The following is a 16,418-nucleotide window of genomic DNA, read 5'->3' on the forward strand; positions in this document are numbered from 1 at the left end:
CGCATCGACAATCGCGGGCACAGAATTGGAATGATCCCATGAAGCATTTCTTCAACCGTCGCGAATCAATCGTCACCGAGGCCCTGGACGGCCTGTTGCGCACCTCGGCGTCCGGCGACCTCGTTCGTCTTGACGGCTATCCAGCCATCAAGGTCGTGCTGCGTGCCGACTGGGACAAGACGCGTGTGGCCGTCATATCCGGCGGCGGTGCCGGACATGAGCCTTCCCATGCCGGCTTCGTCGGCAAAGGGATGCTGACAGCAGCCGTGTCCGGCGACATCTTTGCCTCACCAAGCGTTGAAGCCGTGCTGGCCGCCATTCGCGCCGCCACCGGTCCGGCCGGTTGTTTGCTTGTCGTCAAGAACTACACCGGTGACCGCCTGAACTTCGGCCTTGCCGCCGAGAAGGCGCGCATCGAGGGCTTTGCAGTCGAGATGGCGATCGTCGGTGACGATATCGCCCTGCCCGACATCGCGCAGCCCCGCGGTGTCGCCGGCACTTTGTTCGTGCACAAGATATCAGGACATCTCTCCGAAGCCGGCAAGGACCTCGGCACGGTAACCGCCGCGGCAAGAGCCGCCGCCAGGGACATCATTTCGCTCGGCCTGTCGCTGTCATCCTGCTCCATCCCGGGCCAGGAGCACGAAGAACGGCTGGGGGAGAACGACGGCGAGCTCGGCCTCGGCATTCATGGCGAACCCGGCATCGAACGCATCACATTGCGGAGTGCCGACGCGCTGGTCGCACTGATGACGGAGCGCCTTGCCCCAAAGCTCGACGAAGCCAGGGACCATGTCCTTTTGATCAACAATCTCGGCGCCGTGCCGCCACTCGAGATGGCACTCATCGCCAAGGCTGTTATGGCATCGCCACTGGCTGGGATGGTGAAGTTCACCGTCGGTCCGGCAGCGCTGATGACGGCACTCAACATGAACGGCTTTTCGCTGTCGCTGATGCCGCTCGACCGCGAGCGGGAAGCGGCTTTGCTCGCGCCGGCCAGCCCGCATGCCTGGCCTCCGGCAAGGACAGTGCAGCCCGTGCAGATCGTGCCGATGCCCAAGGTCCCGGCGGCCGCGGCCGTCCGTGCCAGCCACAATGTTGCCGCCGAGCGGCTGATCACCGCCGTGTGCAAACGGCTGATCTCGCTCGAAACCGAATTGAACCGCCTTGACGCCAAAACGGGCGATGGCGACACCGGCTCGACGGTGACTGTCGGTGCGCGCGCCGTGATGGATGGGCTTGCCGCATTGCCGCTCGCTGATACCACCAAAAGCCTGGCCGGTATCGGCGACATTCTGGGCACCGCCATGGGCGGCTCCAGCGGCGTGTTGCTGTCGATCTTCTTCACGGCTGCCGCACAGGCTTCGAGCCTTGGCGCAACCCTGCCCAAGGCGCTGCTTGCCGGCCTCGACCGCATGACCTTCTATGGCGGCGCGCGAGCCGGCGACCGGACCATGATCGACGCCCTCGAGCCCGCGCTCAAGGCATTGGACAACGGCGGTATCGGCCAGGCCGCGTCGGCGGCCCGCAAGGGCGCGGCGGCAACCGCCACCATGCGCAAGGCCAAGGCCGGCCGCTCCGCCTATCTCGGCGATCAGCTCGAAGGCATTGCCGATCCCGGCGCTTTTGCGGTGGCTGAAGTGTTCGCCGCAATGGCCGAGTTGCTTGCGACGGCTTGATGATGGAGGGTGCAGCGGCTTTCAGACGAGCGATTCCGGATGAACCGGCGGATACCGACGACATGGGTGAGATGATAACATCGCTCGATCTTTCCAGGCTGATCACGGCCACGGCCGACACGATCAGCGCTCATGCCGAAGAACTGACCACGCTCGACCAGGCGATCGGCGACGGCGACCACGGCCTGAACATGAAGCGCGGCTTCGAGGCGGTACGCGCGGAAGCCGATGCATTTGCCGCACAGCCGCTGCCCGAGGCATTGAAGGCGATCGGCACCAAACTGGTGATGACGGTGGGTGGCGCTTCAGGACCCCTGTTTGGAACGCTGTTCATGGCGCTCGGCAAGGATATTGCCGCCGAACCCGACCGCGCCAATCTGGCGGCGGCTTTCGGCAAGGCGATCGAGGCGGTGGCCGCCAGAGGCAAGTCGCAGGTCGGGCAAAAGACCATGCTTGATGTGCTGCAGCCGGTGCATGACGCTCTGCTGCAAGGCAAGCCGGCCTCGGAAATCGCCGAGATCGCCGATCGGGCGGCTGACGCCACCATTCCCATGAAAGCATCCCGGGGCCGCGCCTCATTCCTCGGCGACCGCTCGATCGGTCATATGGATGCCGGTGCGCGATCGGTCGCACTGCTGGTGCGGACCGTGATTGAAACTGTCGGGGGACGCCCGTGAGCAATGTCGGCATCGTCATCGTCTCGCATTCACCGCTGGTCGCGGAAGGTACCGCCGACATGGTTCGTCAGATGGTCGGCGACGAAGTGCCGCTTGCATGGTGCGGCGGAAACGGCCATGGCGGGCTCGGCACCAGCGTCGAAGCGATCATGGGCGCCATCGACAAGGCCTGGTCGGAGGCCGGCGTCGCCATCCTGGTTGATCTTGGCGGCGCCGAGACCAACAGCGAAATGGCCGTCGAGATGATAGGCGAGCCGCGCGCGCACAAGATCATCGTCTGCAACGCGCCGATCGTGGAAGGTGCCGTGATGGCGGCGACGGAGGCGTCCGGCGGCGCCTCGTTGAAAGAAGTGGTGGCGACAGCGCATGAGTTGTCGCCGTCGTGAACGAACAGGAATCTTGACCGAATGTCCGCCTCCGCCGAAGCAACCGTTCTGATAACCCACGATGTGGGTCTGCATGCGCGCCCTTCGGTGAAGTTCACTAAGCTCGCCAAGACCTTTGCCGCCGTGGTGGAGGTGGCGCTTGCCGCTAATGGGCCATGGTTCGACGCCAAGAGCATCGTCAAGGTGATGGCGGCGAAGGCGCCGAAAGGCACGATGCTGCACATCCGCGCCAGGGGCGATGGCGCCGGCGAAGCGGTCGAGGCGCTGATCGAACTGGTGCTGCGCGATTTCGACGAGGGCGAGGATCATGCCCGAACCGCTTAGGCTCCAGGGCATTTCAGCCTCGGCCGGCTATGCCGAAGGACCGCTGTTCGAGTTCGACCGGGTTGCGTCAGCCTACACCGCCAAGGGATCGGCCGCCGATGAGAAGGCGGCGCTCGAAACGTCAATCGGCATCGCCAAGGACCGGCTGGCGGCGCTGATCGGAACAAGCGATGGCGACGCGGCGGACATACTCGAATTCCAGATCGCCATGCTGGAGGATGACGCGCTGACCGGTCCGGCCTTTGCGTCGATCGCCTCTGGCCAGCCGGCGGATGTTGCCTGGCGGCAGGGGCTCGACGCCGAAGCCGCCGGCTACGAGGCTTCGGATCAGGACTATTTCAGGGCCAGGGCCGCCGATATCAAGGACATTCGCGATCAGGTGCTGCGGGCGCTGACCGAGGATGGCGAGGTCACCGCACCTCCAGGCGCCATTTTCTATGGCGAGGACATCGCGCCGACGCGCTTTCTCGATACCGACTGGCGTCGCGGCGGCGGCATCGCGCTGAAGGCGGGAAGTGCTGCCAGCCATGTCGCCATGCTGGCACGCTCACGCGGCGTGCCGATGATCGTAGGCCTTGGCGTGGTTGGCCCTGACGTCTCGCCCGGCAATCTCGCCGGCATTGCGCTGCTCGACGCGGAACATGGCAGTGTTGTGCTTTCACCGTCGAAAGCCGAGATCGATGCTTTCCGGCGATCATCGTCATCATTCTCCGCCCGGCGCGATCAGGCCGCGACTTTTCTGGCGGGGCCAGCGGTGACCAAAGCCGGCACGGCGGTGCGCGTGCAAGTCAACATCGCCGATCCGCTTGAAGTCGACGGCATCGATGTCGAGACCTGCGACGGTGTCGGGCTGATGCGCACCGAGTTCCTGTTCGGCAAGATGCTGCCTGATGAGGAGACGCAATATCGCGCCTATCGAAAGGTGCTGGAATGGGCCGGCGACAAGCCGGTGACGATCCGCACCGTCGACGCCGGCGGCGACAAGCCGGTCCCCGGCTTCACCGTCGAGGAAAGCAACCCGTTCCTCGGACTGCGCGGCATAAGACTGTCGCTGGCACGGCCGGAAATCTTCCGGGCGCAGATTCGCGCCTTGCTGCGCGCGTCCATGCACGGCAATCTGAAGGTCATGTTTCCAATGATCGCCGTGCCGGACGAATATGAGCGTGCCGCAGCCTTGTTCCATGAGGAGCAGGCCGCGCTTGCCGCGCGTGGCATCGCACAGAAAATGCCGCCGCTCGGCATCATGGTCGAGGTGCCTTCCGTGGCGATCGCACCCGAAGCCTTCGCGCATGTCGCCTTCCTGTCGATCGGATCCAACGACCTCACCCAGTATGTGATGGCCGCCGCTCGCGACAATGCGTCGGTGGCGCACCTCAATTCGGTTCGCCATCCGGCGGTGCTGCGGCTGATCGCATCGGTCGCTGCCTTTGGCAGGGTGCGCGATATTCCGGTCAGCCTGTGCGGCGATGCCGGCGGCGATCCAGCCGCCATTCCCACATTGATCGGGGCCGGCCTGCGCGATGTCTCCGTGGCGCCAGCTCAACTCGCCATGGCCAAGGCGGCCATCGCGGACGTTTCGGTCTAGACGTCCATGACCGACAAGACACCCGAAGCGGGTTCCGAAGCGGCAATCCGCGCCTACAAGACGATCCTGTCGCAGGTTATCGACCAGCGCCCGTCCGGGATGCGCCAGCGCCTCGCCGATGCGCTCGGCAAGCACCGCAGCTTCGTCACCCAGATCTCCAGCCCGGCCTATTCGATCCCGATCCCTTCAAAACATTTGCCGGCTATTTTTTCCGTCTGCCATTTCAGCCCGGCCGAGCGCGATCATTTCCTCGCCGCCTACCATCAGGCGCATCCAGGAAAAATGTCGATGGCAGCCGGCCTGCGCAAGACCCGGCATGTGTCCCTCATCGTTCCCGATTTCGGCGACGACAAGCAGAATGCAGCGCTCGACAAGGCGGTGAACGACTTCATCCAGAAGATCACCAGCATTACCGGCAAGGGTGGCTGACCCTTTGTTTTGATGCATGTCGTTCGCCCAAAACCGAGGTCACTTTTGGGCGACATGCAATAATGCCAAGCTATTTCGGAGGAGACAGCCGTGAAGAAGTTCCTGAATTCCGTGGACACGGTGCTGACCGAAAGCCTCGATGGATTCGTCGCCGCCCATGCCGACATCCTGGTGCTGGGTGACGGCCACAAGTTTGTCCGCCGCAGGACATTGAAGCCGGGCAAGGTGGCGTTGATCTCCGGCGGCGGTTCCGGCCATGAACCGTTGCATGGCGGGCTGGTCGGCCACGGCATGCTGGATGCCGCCTGCCCCGGCCAGGTCTTCACCTCGCCGACGCCGGATCAGATGCTGGCCGCGGCGGAAGCCGTCGACACCGGCGCCGGGTGCCTGTTCATCGTCAAGAATTACGAAGGCGATGTGATGAACTTCGAGATGGCGGCCGAAATGTCGGACGGCATCCTGCAGGTGGTGACCAATGACGATGTCGCCGTCGAGAATTCATCATACACCACGGGACGGCGTGGCGTTGCCGGCACGCTGGTGGTTGAGAAGGTCCTCGGCGCCGCCGCCGAGCAAGGCATGGCGCTGAAACAGCTGAAAGCCCTGGGCGAGCGTGTCAACGGATTGACGCGCTCGATGGGCGTGGCGCTGACCAGCTGCACGGTGCCGGCGGCAGGCAAGCCGACCTTCGACATTGGTGATGGCGAGATGGAATTCGGCGTCGGCATTCATGGCGAACCCGGACGACGCCGCGACAGGTTGAAGAGCGCCGATGCCATCGCCGAGGAGATATGCGCGGCGATAGCAGGGGATCTCGACAAGCGCGCGAAAGGACCTGCCCTGTTGTTCGTCAACGGCTTCGGCGGCACGCCGCTGATGGAGCTCTATCTGATGTACAACAGCGCACGCCGGATTTTTGAAAAGCATGGCGTGACGATCGCCCGCTCACTGGTCGGCTCCTACGTGACTTCACTCGACATGGCCGGCTGTTCGATCACACTGACCATGCTTGACGACGAGATCTCCGGCTACTGGGACGCACCGGTGCACACCGCAGGGCTGCGCTGGGGCATGTAGCCGGCAAGGATGTTTTGGCAGTTGCGGAACGAGGCGCAGAGGCTTTAGTGACATATCGCAACTTTGCGACGCCGCCGGGACCGATGCTGCCACAGCTTACACCTTCCGAAGAAAAACTGCTTTTGACCTTCGCGGACCCCGAGGCGACGGTCACGGGCGCGGACGTTTTCGGCGCCGCGACGCTCTCCGCCCTGCTCGCCAATGCAGAATTCCACGGCGTCCTGCCGATCATGCTGCGCAAGCTTAGGGAACGCGGCGACCAGCATTTGCCTCGGGACGCGATGGTTCAGGAACAGCTCTTTGAGCTTCGACAACAAGCGACGATGGTCACCGGCCAGTCGATGCTGCTGCAATATCACGGCGACCGCATCATGAAGGCGCTCGCGGCCGACGGGATCCCGGCGCGGATCGTCAAGGGCCCTGTCTTCGCGCGAAGACTCTACCATCATGTCAACGACCGGCCATTCACAGACATCGACATCCTTGTCGATCCGGTCAATTTGCCCGCGGCAAACCGCGTCATCGCGACATGCGGTTTCGAACTCGGCAGCAACGAGGCCGAGTCCTACGCCCTGCAGGAATTCAAATGGCTCGAAAAGGAGAATTCGAGCCTGCTGATCGAGTTGCATGGCAATCTGGTGCATGACACGGGAATGCGGCGGCGGCTGTCGCTGGGTTTTCAGGAACTGCAGACGATCGATGGCCAGGCCACCGACACGCCTGCGGCGCTTTTGACCATCGCCATCGTCCATGCAGCCGGCGGCCACAAATTTCACCGCCTGCAGCTTTGCGTGGATGTGTTGCAAGGCGTGCGGATGATGCAATCATCTCAGTCGGAACAAAGATTGCTCGAAGCCGCCCGCATGACGGGTATCGAGCTCGAACTGGCGATCGTGCTCAATGTCACCGGCCAGTTGTTCAATGAAGAACGCGCGCTTGAACTGGCGGGCCGGATCAAGCCCGGTCTCTCGATCAGGCTTGCCAAACGGCTGATCACAACCAGCACGCTGCTCAGCGTGAATTCCCGCAACAAGATCGGCTCGCGGCTGCGCCGTGATGCCTTCCGATGGATCCAGAGATTGGCGAAAGCCCAACCTCGCGCCACCTGAAGACAATCAGTCCTGCTGCGCCAGCGCCTGGCGAATAAGCTGTGCCGCATCCGCCGGGCTTGCCCCCACCTCCAGCGTGAAGGTCGGGACCGCCATGACCAGCTTCGCGATGGCACCCATGCGGCGCTTTTGCAGCGGCATCAATCCGGTCTTGCCTATTCGAACGTTGTCGGCTGCCAGCGCCGCCATCGCATCCGTCCTGGTCATGGCAACAAGCCTGGTCTGGCTGTCGGGCGAGCGGGCAAGATGGAGAAGTGCCGCGACGGGCTTCAGACCTGAACCTTCAACACGCAGGATCTCGCGCAAGCGCTCAAGCGACACCGCCTGCTCGCCATTGCGGTCCCATTGGAGGCCCAGGCACGGCGCTACGACTGGTATCATTTCGGCGGTGATGCGATGGATCTTGACGTGGCGCGGCAGGCCCCAGGCCTCCGCCTTGCCCGGCGCAAGCTTGAGGACCATCGCGTCATCGGAGCAAAGGCCGAACCCTTGCGTCGCCAATGCCAGCGATGTGGTGCTCTTGCCGGTGCCGCTCGGAGCGTGGATCAGGACGACGGCATCGCGGTCCGGCAGCGTCAGGCCGGCAGTATGCAGCATATGCTGATCGTCGGCGTCGAGTGCGGCATCAAGCACCAGCATCGACAGCGTCCAGACGGGTTTCGTGTCAGGCCGGATCCGAATTTCCGCCCAGCCTTCCGCGCCGTTGATCGACGCTGTCTGACGGCCAGGAAAGATCAGATGCACGATCTGTCCGTCCTCGAGCATTCGGCAATGGCCATCTTCTGGGATCTCGCCGTCGAAGGTGAGCGATCCGTCCGGCGCCTCGTCCAGCAATTCGGTCTCGACGATGTTGATCCGAAAATCCGGTTCGGCCGCGCCGGTTACCCGCAGGCTGCCAAGCATGGCGTCATAGTCCTGCCAGAGGTCGGCGCGTTCGGCATAAATGCCCAGAACCTGGCCATTGAGGGCATAGCAGACAGCAGGTTCAGTCAAGCGGCACGCACCTTCCGGGCATCGGCGTGATGGCGATAGATTTCCACCATGCCGGGCAGGCTGTCACTGACGACCGGCCTGCCGTCGAGGCAGACCCAGCAATGCGCCGACATGCGGGGCGCCTGCATGGACTTCGGGTCAACACCAAAGCGCAGGTCCGGATCGAAGCCGGCAAGACGCAGGAACCGATGGCCGAGCAAGCCCTCTCTCAGGCATCGGCGATCGCGCATCAGCCAGGGATGCCGGACCGTGTGGTTGACCCGGGATATGATGTATGAGGACGGCAAGCCGCGATACGGTGTGGGTGACGTGAGCGGCGCCCATTTGAGCACTGCTTCGAAACTCCGACTGCCGATCAGGAGCGGCATCAGCCGCGCGCTTGCCCAGAGATGGCAACGAAACAGGGCGCGCAGGAGAGAACCGTCAGCCATCACGCGCCCGGGGCGGCGAGAATACCTTCCGAGACAAGATCAGTCGCCAATGCCGTCATGTCCTGGCCGAGTGTACCCTTGTCGACCTCGAACTCTTCGGACAACAGGGCAACGATCTGGTCGAGACTGCGCTCGCCATCGACCTTTTCCAGGAACGCCTCGGTGGTGCCGTTGCACGTGTAGAGCTGGCCGCTGCGCGCCAAAAGCACGACGGCGCCGTCGCCGACATTCTGGACCGAGGCGTCGTCCGCCAGCCGCAGAATCATTTCAGATGCAATTTCAGCCATGGGCCCCGCTCCAAGCCGTGAAGATTAGCATGAAAGCAGATAGCGCGGTGATGCGGCGCTGTCCATTGGGCCGCCACGCAAGGCTGGTGACAGTGTCCCAAGCGCCACGGCTGGCTATTCGCGCCGCTTGTCCAAGATCGCTTCGCCGTCCGAAGCCCAACGGGAATCATCCCAGAAATAGTCTTCAACACCACGTGACAGGCGGTGAATCGAGCCAGCCTGGCCGTTGCTTTCCTTCCCTAGAGTAAGATATGGAATCCATGGGTCTTGGGGAGATACAGTATGCGTTACAATTGGGATCGGGCTCCGACGAGCTTCGAACGGCACAGGAAAGCCTTGGCTGCGGCCATACTGATTGCCGGTGGCGTTGGCCTCATGCTTGTGGCTTTGCCAATCTAGAATCAATCGACGGTCATCGAATGGATGCCGCCTTTGGGGTGGCAATCGGTGGCTGTTGATTTGTCAGCGCGCCTGTCCGGTTACCGCGATGAAGCGTCGGTCACGGCCTTCGAAGCCTTGGCTGAAGCGCTGTACCAAGACGGCAAGCACCGCCGGTTTGCCGGCCGGAGTGAATGCGTAGGATTCCGAGAGACTATAGGACGTTGGGCAGTTCCTCGATGCTGGTACGGCCTTGTCCTCATGTAGCATCTTGAACGGTTTGCCATCCTGTCCCTGCAATGACAGGCGAAAGCCGAGCGCCTTGCCCGATGTATCGCCTTGCTGCGCGGCCTCGAAACTCGTGGAGCAATCGGCGGTGCTGCCGGCCAGGATCTGGTCGAGCTGGATCGTCGAAATTTCCAGTTCGTCATAGATCGGCGAAAGCCATTTCTGTGACACCTGCTCAAGGCGGGAAATGTCGCTGTAGGCAACCAGCTCGTCGGGAAAGGTGAACTTGTCGAAAGCCGTACGCTCGCCCCGCGCAGCGATGGCATATTGGGCTAGAATTGGGGCCGCTTTGGCGGCTGCCTGGGCTCTCGCCTGTTCCAGGGTCAGCGTCGATTCCTCGGACTGGTCAACGACCAGGATCGGCTTGCCGCCGACGAACGCATCCGTGCGCGTATCGATAATGTCGATTTCCGACCAGCCGGAAGCCGAGGCGCCTGCGTCGAGCGTGCCGTATTGTTCGAAGGCAAAGTAATTGCCGTCAGGCGAAAAGCCGATGATCCGCCGTGCGGCGGCGTCACCGGCCTGCGCCACATTGACGGAGAGCGCCACCGCCGTCGCTCCGATCCAGTATCGCATTCTCATTGCGGCTTGCCCCCAAGCACCATCGATCCCACGCTACAACGGCGTGGATTTGCGGCCAAGGTTAGAGCGCGCTATCTGGAGGGAGAAAATCGTTCCTGGGAGGAGTCGGATGGCTTCACGCTATCACGAGGTCTATGACGGCTGGAAACGCGATCCGGAGAAATTCTGGGCGGACGCGGCCGGCGCCATCGACTGGTATTCACCCTATGACAAGGTGTTCGATGCCGATGCCGGCATCTATGGCCGCTGGTTTACCGGGGCGACCTGCAACACCTGCTTCAACGCCGTCGACCGCCATGTAGCTGGAGGTCGAGCCGACCAGACCGCGCTGATCCATGACAGCGCCATTACCGGCACGGTGCGGAAATTCACCTATGCCGAATTGAAGCGCGAAGTGGTCGCGCTGACCTCGGTGCTGAAGAACCGTGGCATCCGCAAGGGTGACCGCGTCATCATCTACATGCCGATGGTGGCGGAAGCGGCCTTTGCCGTGCTGGCCTGTGCCCGCATCGGCGCAGTGCATTCGGTCGTCTTCGGCGGCTTTGCCTCACATGAACTCGCCACCCGAATTGATGACGCCAAGCCGAAGCTGATCATTTCCGCATCCTGCGGCCTAGAGCCAGGGCGGGTCGTTGCCTACAAGCCGCTGCTCGACAAGGCCATCGAGATTTCCCGGCACAAGCCCGATGCCTGCCTGATCCTGCAGCGCGACCAATTGCGCTGTGAGTTGAAGGATCATTTCGACATCGACTATGCCGACGCCGTTGCGCGCGAGCGGGCGGCCGGCGCCAATGTCGACTGCGTCCCGGTGCTCGCCACCGACCCGCTCTACATCATCTACACCTCCGGCACGACCGGCCAGCCCAAGGGCATCGTGCGCGACAATGGCGGCCATATGGTCGCGCTGAAATGGTCGATGGAAAACGAATACGGCATCAAGCCGGGCGAAGTGTTCTGGGCGGCTTCGGATCTCGGCTGGGCGGTCGGCCACTCCTATATCGTCTACGCACCGCTGCTGCATGGCTGCACCAGCGTCATGTTCGAGGGCAAGCCTGTCGGCACGCCCGATGCCGGCACTTACTGGCGGGTGATCGCGGAGCATGGCGTTGTCGCCTTGTTCACCGCGCCGACCGCCTTTCGCGCCATCAAGGGACAGGATCCCAAGGGCGAATTCATCCCGAAATACGACCTGTCGAAATTCCGCATGCTGTTCCTTGCCGGCGAGCGCGCCGACCCGGAAACCATCAAATGGGCGGAACAGAAACTCAATGTACCGGTGATCGACAATTGGTGGCAGACCGAGTCTGGCTCACCGATGACCATAAACCCCGCCGGCTTGGGCCTTCTGCCGGTGAAATACGGCTCGCCAGGCTTGCCGATGCCTGGCTACGACATTCGGGTGCTCGACGATGCCGGCCATGAGGTGACGCGCGGCACATTGGGTAATGTGGTGGTCAAACTGCCGTTGCCAGCCGGCTGCCTGCCAACGCTGTGGAACGCCGACGCGCGGTTTCGCCAAGCCTATCTCGAAGAATTCCCCGGCTTCTACAAGACAGCGGATGCCGGCATCATCGACGAAGACGGCTATCTCTTCGTCATGGCCCGCACCGACGACATCATCAATGTCGCCGGTCATCGGTTGTCGACAGGCGCCATGGAAGAAGTGCTTGCGGCGCACCCCGATGTTGCCGAATGCGCCGTCATCGGCATCGCCGACGCCATGAAGGGGCAAGTTCCGCTCGGCTTCGTGGTGCTGAACGCAGGCGTGACCCGCGACACCAGCCTCATCGAGACCGAAGTGGTCAGCCTGGTGCGCGAACGGATTGGCCCGATCGCCGCTTTCAAGACGGTGGTTACGATCAAGCGCTTGCCCAAGACGCGTTCAGGCAAGGTCCTGCGCGGCACAATGCAAAAGATCGCCGACAAGGAACAATGGACCATGCCGGCGACCATCGACGACCCGGTCATTCTCGACGAAATCGCCGACGCGCTGAAGGAGCGCGGAATAGGCTTGTGAGGCGCCTGACCGATGCACGGCGCGCCCAGGGCTGGCCTGGCGCGCGCCGTGTCAATTCGTTTGGACGCGACGCGCCTCAGAGCGGTTCAGCGTTTTATTGAATCGCTGAACCACTCTAACTCTTTGTTTTTACGCAATTCCGGATGGAAACCGTTACACACTTTTCCTGGAATTGCTCTAGGAGCCTGTCCGAGTAGTCGCTGTTCAATTTGGCACGAGTCTGATTCTAATTGCGACCATGAGCAAGCATTTTCGCGCGTGGAAGATTGATCAGCCGCAGTTGTTGCCGCCGAGCGTGCAGGATTTTGTGCCGAGGGACCACCTGTCACGGTTCATCGTGGATCTGGTGCGGGAGAGCCTCGATTTGAGCGAGATTACCAGCAGCTATAGGAGTGCGCTTGGCCAGCCGCCGTTCGATCCGCGGCTGATGGTTGCGCTGCTGCTCAACGGCTATGCGAGCGGCCTCTATTCCTCCCGGCGCATCGCCAAGGCGTGCGTCGAGCGCGCCGACTTCATGATGATCGCGGCGCTGGATGCGCCGGATTTCCGTACCATTTCCGAGTTCCGCAAGCGGCACCTCAAACAGCTGGCCGGGCTGTTCGTGCAGGTGTTGAAGCTGGCCGAGAAGGCCGGGCTGGTGCGGCTCGGGCATGTCGCGCTCGACGGCACCAAGATCAAGGCGAACGCGTCCAAACACAAGGCGATGAGCTATCAGCACATGAAGAAGCGCCAAGCCGAGTTGCAGGCGGAGGTCGATCGCTGGCTGGCCGCCGCTGAGGCGGCGGATGCCGAAGAGGACAATCTGCACGGCAACAAACGAGGTGACGAACTGCCCGGCTGGGTCGCCGACAAACAGAGGCGGATCGCCAGGATCGCCCAGGCCAAGGCTGAACTGGAGGCCGAGGCGAAGGCCGCGGCCGACGAGGAGCGCCGCATCGAGGCCGAGAAGCAGAAGAGCCGCGAGGCCGAGGGCCGCAAGAAGACCGGCAAGCCCGCGGCTGCGCCATCCGACGAGCCCGCCGCGAAGGCCCAGCGCAACTTCACCGATCCTGAAAGCCGCATTCTCAAAACCAAGGATGGTTTCATCCAGGGCTATAACGCGCAGGCGGCCGTCGACGGCAAAGCGCAGATCATCGTTGCACACGGGTTGACGCCGAGCACGAGCGACCAGGGCCAGTTGGTGCCGCTGGTCGATGGCATCCAAGCCAATCTCGGCCGCAAACCGGAGCAAGCGTCCGCCGACAGCGGCTATCTGAGCGAAGTCAACCTCGCCAGCCTCGACCAACGCGGGATCGATGGCTACATCGCCACCGGACGCGCCAAACACCCCACCGCCGACAACGGCAAGGTTGGCGGACCGTTGACACAGGCAATGAGAAAAAAGATCGCCGACGGCGGCTTCGAGACCCCCTACCGACTGCGAAAGCAGATCGTGGAGGCGGTGTTCGGACAGATCAAGCAGGCACGCGGCTTCCGCCAGTTCCTGTTGCGGGGACTGGCAAACGTGCGCGCCGAATGGGCGATTATCTGCACCGCCCACAACCTCGTGAAGCTGGGAAGCCTCCTCAGGGCCTCCTGACTAGGCTATCGTCACCCGAGAGCCTGTCGCAATCAGACTATCTTAATGAAATGAACCCGACCGGAACGCTAACTGGACGGGCTCCTAGGCGTTCGCCTTGCTCCGTACTTCGGACTTCTCCAGATAATAGGTCGAATATCTGTCGAAGAATTTCTCCGAGCCGCCGAACGAGCCGTATTTGGCCAACTTCTTCAGGTCGACCTTGTTCAACACCGCCCCGATGATCTTGTTGGCGATATAAGGCTCCGCGTTCAGCAGCGATTGCACCATGGCGCGCGGCGTGCGGCCCCATTCGGTGACGAGCACAAAACCGTCGGCAAGCGGCGCGAAGGCCTTGGCATCGACCACCGGGCCGAGCGGCGGCAGGTCGACGACAATGTATTCAAACGTCTCCTTGGCGTTCTCGATGAAGCGCCGCATCCCAGCCGACGACAGCAGTTCGCTGGTATGCGAGAAATGACCACGCGACACGGCAGGGATGATCGCCAGCTTCGTCTGCCGGTCGATCTTGCCGACTGATTGCCAGGTCTGGCCGCCTACCACGGCTTCCATCAACCCCTGCTCAGCCTCCATGCCGAGGCCGCGGCTGAGGCCTGGATTGCGAAGATCGCCGTCGATGAGCAATGTCTTGGCGCCGTTGGCGGCCAGCAATCCGGCGAGGTTGGCCGCGACCGTCGACTTGCCTTCACCGGGCAGCACCGAGATCACGCCGATGACCCGGCAGCCTTGCCCTTCCATCACGACGTCAAAAGCGATCTTGGCGCTGCGTAGCGTTTCGGAGAACATCGATGCCGGGGAATCGATGCTCACCCGCATCCGCGCCCGCTTTTCGGCAGCCGACAAAGACTTCGCGGCCTTGGCATCCACCTGCCCATTGTCCGGCTTTTCGTCCTTGCTGAGCTTGCCGCCAATCATCGGCAGATAGCCGAGGAATTTGAGGCCGACGCGATCGCGAACCTCCTCGCCGGTTCTGAAGAAGCGTTCGTTGAACTCGTTCAGCCCGCCGAATCCAGCCCCCAGCAACAGGCCCAGCAACAGCGAAAGCCCAAGCACCACGGTCGTACGCGGTGTTGTGGGAGACTGCGGCTTTGACGCGTCCGAGATGATGCGGATCTTGCCGACCGGGAAGGATTGCTGCTGGGCGGCCTCCTCGTAGCGGCCGAGGAATGTCTGGTAGAGCGTGGTGAGCGCCGTCGCCTTCTGGTCAAGATCGCGCAATTGCACCTGCGACTGGTTGTCGATCGAGCTCTTGCCGGCCGCGGATGCGACATTCGCGCGGAGCGCGGTCTCGCGCGCCAGGGCGACCTCGTATTCGTTGCGGTAGTTTTCGGTCAGTTGCTTCAGTTCACCAAAAATCTGCTTCGAAATGTCCGCCTTTTCCTTGGCGAGCGCTACCGCCTGCGGATGCTCGGGGCCGAAATTGGCTTCGACATCCTGCTGCCGTTTGGCGACGGCGAGATACCGTGTCTTGAGTGTCGCGATCACCGAGCTGCCAGGCTGGTCGGCCGATATTGCGGCATCGTTGAAAGCATTGTCCGAGCCGCTTTCGATGATCGATTTATACTGCTGGTAGCGGGCGCTGGCGCGTGCGGTATCAGCCTGCGCGACAATGAGCTGGGCGTTGAGGTCGGAGAGCTGCTTGTCGCTCATCAACTGACCATCGCTGTTGGCGGCCAAGCCGTGTTCGGCGCGGAATTTCTCGACGGCGAGCGAAGCCTGCTGCGAGCTTTCGCGAAGTTCCGTCAGCCTGCCCTGCAGCCAGACAGCCGCCCGCTCGGTGGCGTCGAAGCTCGCATCGAGCTGGTCGGCTAGATAGGCCTCGGCATAGGCTTTGGTAATGGCTGTCGCCAGTGCGGGATCGGTCGCCTGATATCCAAGCGCGATCACGTAGCTTCGCCCGATGCGCAGCGCCCGCACTTCGCTTTGCAGCTTGAGGATCGCATAGTCACGGCGGGCCGTGGCAATCATCGCGTCGCGCGTTGCCGCGTCGACCTTGGTGATGTCCGCGACGCCCGTGTCGGAACCGCTGGGGTGGACATACTGGATCAGGCCACGGACAAAACCCATGCCCTTCGACAGGGCCGACGTAGGCGGGTTCATGAAGTCGCTGTTCTGGTCGAGCTTCAGCTTGTCGACGACGACGGACGCCAGACGCGTCGATGTCAGAATCTCGATCTGGCTGAGGATCGCGGAATCAGTCTGCATGCTCACCGACGCGGCGGAGATATCATCGACGATCTTGTTCAATCCCTCGTCGATCAGCACACTGCTGACCGACGTGTATTTGGGCGGCGTGGTCTGCAGATAGAGCACGCCGAGAAAAAGACCGATGATGGCGCACACGGCAACCACTTTGGCTTGCCGCGCGGCCATGCCAAGCAGGCGCTCGATATCGATGAAGTCCTCGCCGCTTCCCGCGTCCGAATTCGGCAATGGCATCCTCTTGTCGAGAGGAAAGTTGGCATAGTTCATCTTCGGTCCAATTCTAGGTTGCAGGCGCTGGAGCAGATGGGGTTGGGGGCCTATCTGCTCCGTGGCCTCGAAGATCGGGGGCGTTGTCGAAAGCTACGCAAGCTTCATGCCAGGCAACGCGATAG

The 16,418-nt window shown here is 62.5% G+C and carries 15 protein-coding genes; 10 read left to right on the forward strand and 5 right to left on the reverse strand.

Annotated features, from left to right (window positions below; all coding sequences use genetic code 11):
• The first annotated feature begins 38 nt into the window (after nucleotides 1-38).
• The 8 genes from GA829_RS01095 to GA829_RS01130 all read left to right on the forward strand — a co-directional run bounded on the left by GA829_RS01095 (nucleotide 39) and on the right by GA829_RS01130 (nucleotide 7,266).
• On the forward strand, nucleotides 39-1,679 hold the full coding sequence (locus GA829_RS01095; RefSeq protein WP_195176762.1) for a dihydroxyacetone kinase subunit DhaK: 1,641 nt from the start codon (nucleotides 39-41) through the stop codon (nucleotides 1,677-1,679).
• A 62-nt stretch (nucleotides 1,680-1,741) separates the two neighbouring features.
• Nucleotides 1,742-2,356: a dihydroxyacetone kinase subunit DhaL gene (dhaL, locus tag GA829_RS01100; RefSeq protein WP_258052079.1), complete on the forward strand. Its 615-nt coding sequence runs from the start codon at nucleotides 1,742-1,744 to the stop codon at nucleotides 2,354-2,356.
• Nucleotides 2,353-2,742, forward strand: a complete 390-nt coding sequence (gene dhaM, locus GA829_RS01105) for a dihydroxyacetone kinase phosphoryl donor subunit DhaM (protein WP_149905703.1) — start codon at nucleotides 2,353-2,355, stop codon at nucleotides 2,740-2,742. The genes dhaL and dhaM overlap by 4 nt, the downstream gene beginning before the upstream one ends.
• Before the next feature lie 21 nt (nucleotides 2,743-2,763).
• A complete protein-coding gene (locus GA829_RS01110; protein ID WP_195176763.1) occupies nucleotides 2,764-3,066 on the forward strand; it encodes an HPr family phosphocarrier protein in 303 nt (100 codons plus the stop codon).
• The gene (ptsP, locus tag GA829_RS01115; RefSeq protein WP_195176764.1) at nucleotides 3,050-4,651 is read left to right on the forward strand and encodes a phosphoenolpyruvate--protein phosphotransferase; all 1,602 of its coding nucleotides are present in this window, start codon (nucleotides 3,050-3,052) and stop codon (nucleotides 4,649-4,651) included. Before GA829_RS01110 ends, ptsP begins: the two co-directional genes overlap by 17 nt.
• 6 nt (nucleotides 4,652-4,657) lie before the next feature.
• On the forward strand, nucleotides 4,658-5,080 hold the full coding sequence (locus tag GA829_RS01120; protein ID WP_195176765.1) for a hypothetical protein: 423 nt from the start codon (nucleotides 4,658-4,660) through the stop codon (nucleotides 5,078-5,080).
• A gap of 90 nt (nucleotides 5,081-5,170) precedes the next feature.
• Complete coding sequence (gene dhaK, locus GA829_RS01125; protein ID WP_195176766.1) at nucleotides 5,171-6,157, forward strand: dihydroxyacetone kinase subunit DhaK; 987 nt, start codon at nucleotides 5,171-5,173, stop codon at nucleotides 6,155-6,157.
• Between the two features lie 83 nt (nucleotides 6,158-6,240).
• Complete coding sequence (locus GA829_RS01130; protein ID WP_195179472.1) at nucleotides 6,241-7,266, forward strand: nucleotidyltransferase family protein; 1,026 nt, start codon at nucleotides 6,241-6,243, stop codon at nucleotides 7,264-7,266.
• A 6-nt stretch (nucleotides 7,267-7,272) separates the two neighbouring features.
• On the opposite strand, the gene GA829_RS01135 is transcribed toward GA829_RS01130, so the two are convergent.
• The 4 genes from GA829_RS01135 to GA829_RS01150 all read right to left on the reverse strand — a co-directional run bounded on the left by GA829_RS01135 (nucleotide 7,273) and on the right by GA829_RS01150 (nucleotide 10,225).
• On the reverse strand, nucleotides 7,273-8,259 hold the full coding sequence (locus tag GA829_RS01135; RefSeq protein WP_195176767.1) for a phosphoenolpyruvate carboxykinase (ATP): 987 nt from the start codon (nucleotides 8,257-8,259) through the stop codon (nucleotides 7,273-7,275).
• The gene (locus GA829_RS01140) at nucleotides 8,256-8,690 is read right to left on the reverse strand and encodes a lasso peptide biosynthesis B2 protein (protein ID WP_195176768.1); all 435 of its coding nucleotides are present in this window, start codon (nucleotides 8,688-8,690) and stop codon (nucleotides 8,256-8,258) included. The genes GA829_RS01135 and GA829_RS01140 overlap by 4 nt, the downstream gene beginning before the upstream one ends.
• Entirely contained in the window at nucleotides 8,690-8,977 is a 288-nt protein-coding gene (locus GA829_RS01145) for a PqqD family protein (RefSeq protein ID WP_195176769.1), read from the reverse strand. Before GA829_RS01145 ends, GA829_RS01140 begins: the two co-directional genes overlap by 1 nt.
• Before the next feature lie 462 nt (nucleotides 8,978-9,439).
• Nucleotides 9,440-10,225 carry a DUF2259 domain-containing protein gene (locus GA829_RS01150; RefSeq protein WP_195176770.1) on the reverse strand — a complete coding sequence of 262 codons (786 nt, stop codon included), beginning with the start codon at nucleotides 10,223-10,225 and terminating at the stop codon, nucleotides 9,440-9,442.
• Between the two features lie 109 nt (nucleotides 10,226-10,334).
• Here GA829_RS01150 and GA829_RS01155 point away from each other — a divergent pair, with 109 nt between their 5' ends.
• Together GA829_RS01155 and GA829_RS01160 are read left to right on the forward strand one after the other, a co-directional pair.
• On the forward strand, nucleotides 10,335-12,242 hold the full coding sequence (locus GA829_RS01155) for a propionyl-CoA synthetase (RefSeq protein WP_195176771.1): 1,908 nt from the start codon (nucleotides 10,335-10,337) through the stop codon (nucleotides 12,240-12,242).
• Between the two features lie 238 nt (nucleotides 12,243-12,480).
• Nucleotides 12,481-13,821, forward strand: coding sequence for an IS1182 family transposase (locus GA829_RS01160; RefSeq protein ID WP_195176772.1), 1,341 nt, complete (start codon nucleotides 12,481-12,483; stop codon nucleotides 13,819-13,821).
• Nucleotides 13,822-13,905: 84 nt separating this feature from the next.
• Here the strand turns inward: GA829_RS01160 and GA829_RS01165 are convergent, their stop codons facing one another.
• Entirely contained in the window at nucleotides 13,906-16,293 is a 2,388-nt protein-coding gene (locus GA829_RS01165; RefSeq protein WP_195176773.1) for a polysaccharide biosynthesis tyrosine autokinase, read from the reverse strand.
• Between the last annotated feature and the right edge of the window lie 125 nt (nucleotides 16,294-16,418).

This window comes from Mesorhizobium sp. INR15, from assembly GCF_015500075.1.
GTDB lineage: Bacteria > Pseudomonadota > Alphaproteobacteria > Rhizobiales > Rhizobiaceae > Mesorhizobium.

What these genes read in the sequence shown, in the direction of transcription:
- GA829_RS01150 (WP_195176770.1), bottom strand. Translation starts at nt 10,225, where the DNA reads ATGAGAATGCGATACTGGATCGGAGCGACGGCGGTGGCGCTCTCCGTC.
- GA829_RS01095 (WP_195176762.1), top strand. Translation starts at nt 39, where the DNA reads ATGAAGCATTTCTTCAACCGTCGCGAATCAATCGTCACCGAGGCCCTG.
- GA829_RS01110 (WP_195176763.1), top strand. Translation starts at nt 2,764, where the DNA reads ATGTCCGCCTCCGCCGAAGCAACCGTTCTGATAACCCACGATGTGGGT.
- GA829_RS01120 (WP_195176765.1), top strand. Translation starts at nt 4,658, where the DNA reads ATGACCGACAAGACACCCGAAGCGGGTTCCGAAGCGGCAATCCGCGCC.
- ptsP (WP_195176764.1), top strand. Translation starts at nt 3,050, where the DNA reads ATGCCCGAACCGCTTAGGCTCCAGGGCATTTCAGCCTCGGCCGGCTAT.
- GA829_RS01165 (WP_195176773.1), bottom strand. Translation starts at nt 16,293, where the DNA reads ATGAACTATGCCAACTTTCCTCTCGACAAGAGGATGCCATTGCCGAAT.
- GA829_RS01160 (WP_195176772.1), top strand. Translation starts at nt 12,481, where the DNA reads ATGAGCAAGCATTTTCGCGCGTGGAAGATTGATCAGCCGCAGTTGTTG.
- GA829_RS01140 (WP_195176768.1), bottom strand. Translation starts at nt 8,690, where the DNA reads ATGGCTGACGGTTCTCTCCTGCGCGCCCTGTTTCGTTGCCATCTCTGG.
- GA829_RS01130 (WP_195179472.1), top strand. Translation starts at nt 6,241, where the DNA reads ATGCTGCCACAGCTTACACCTTCCGAAGAAAAACTGCTTTTGACCTTC.
- GA829_RS01145 (WP_195176769.1), bottom strand. Translation starts at nt 8,977, where the DNA reads ATGGCTGAAATTGCATCTGAAATGATTCTGCGGCTGGCGGACGACGCC.
- GA829_RS01155 (WP_195176771.1), top strand. Translation starts at nt 10,335, where the DNA reads ATGGCTTCACGCTATCACGAGGTCTATGACGGCTGGAAACGCGATCCG.
- dhaL (WP_258052079.1), top strand. Translation starts at nt 1,742, where the DNA reads ATGGGTGAGATGATAACATCGCTCGATCTTTCCAGGCTGATCACGGCC.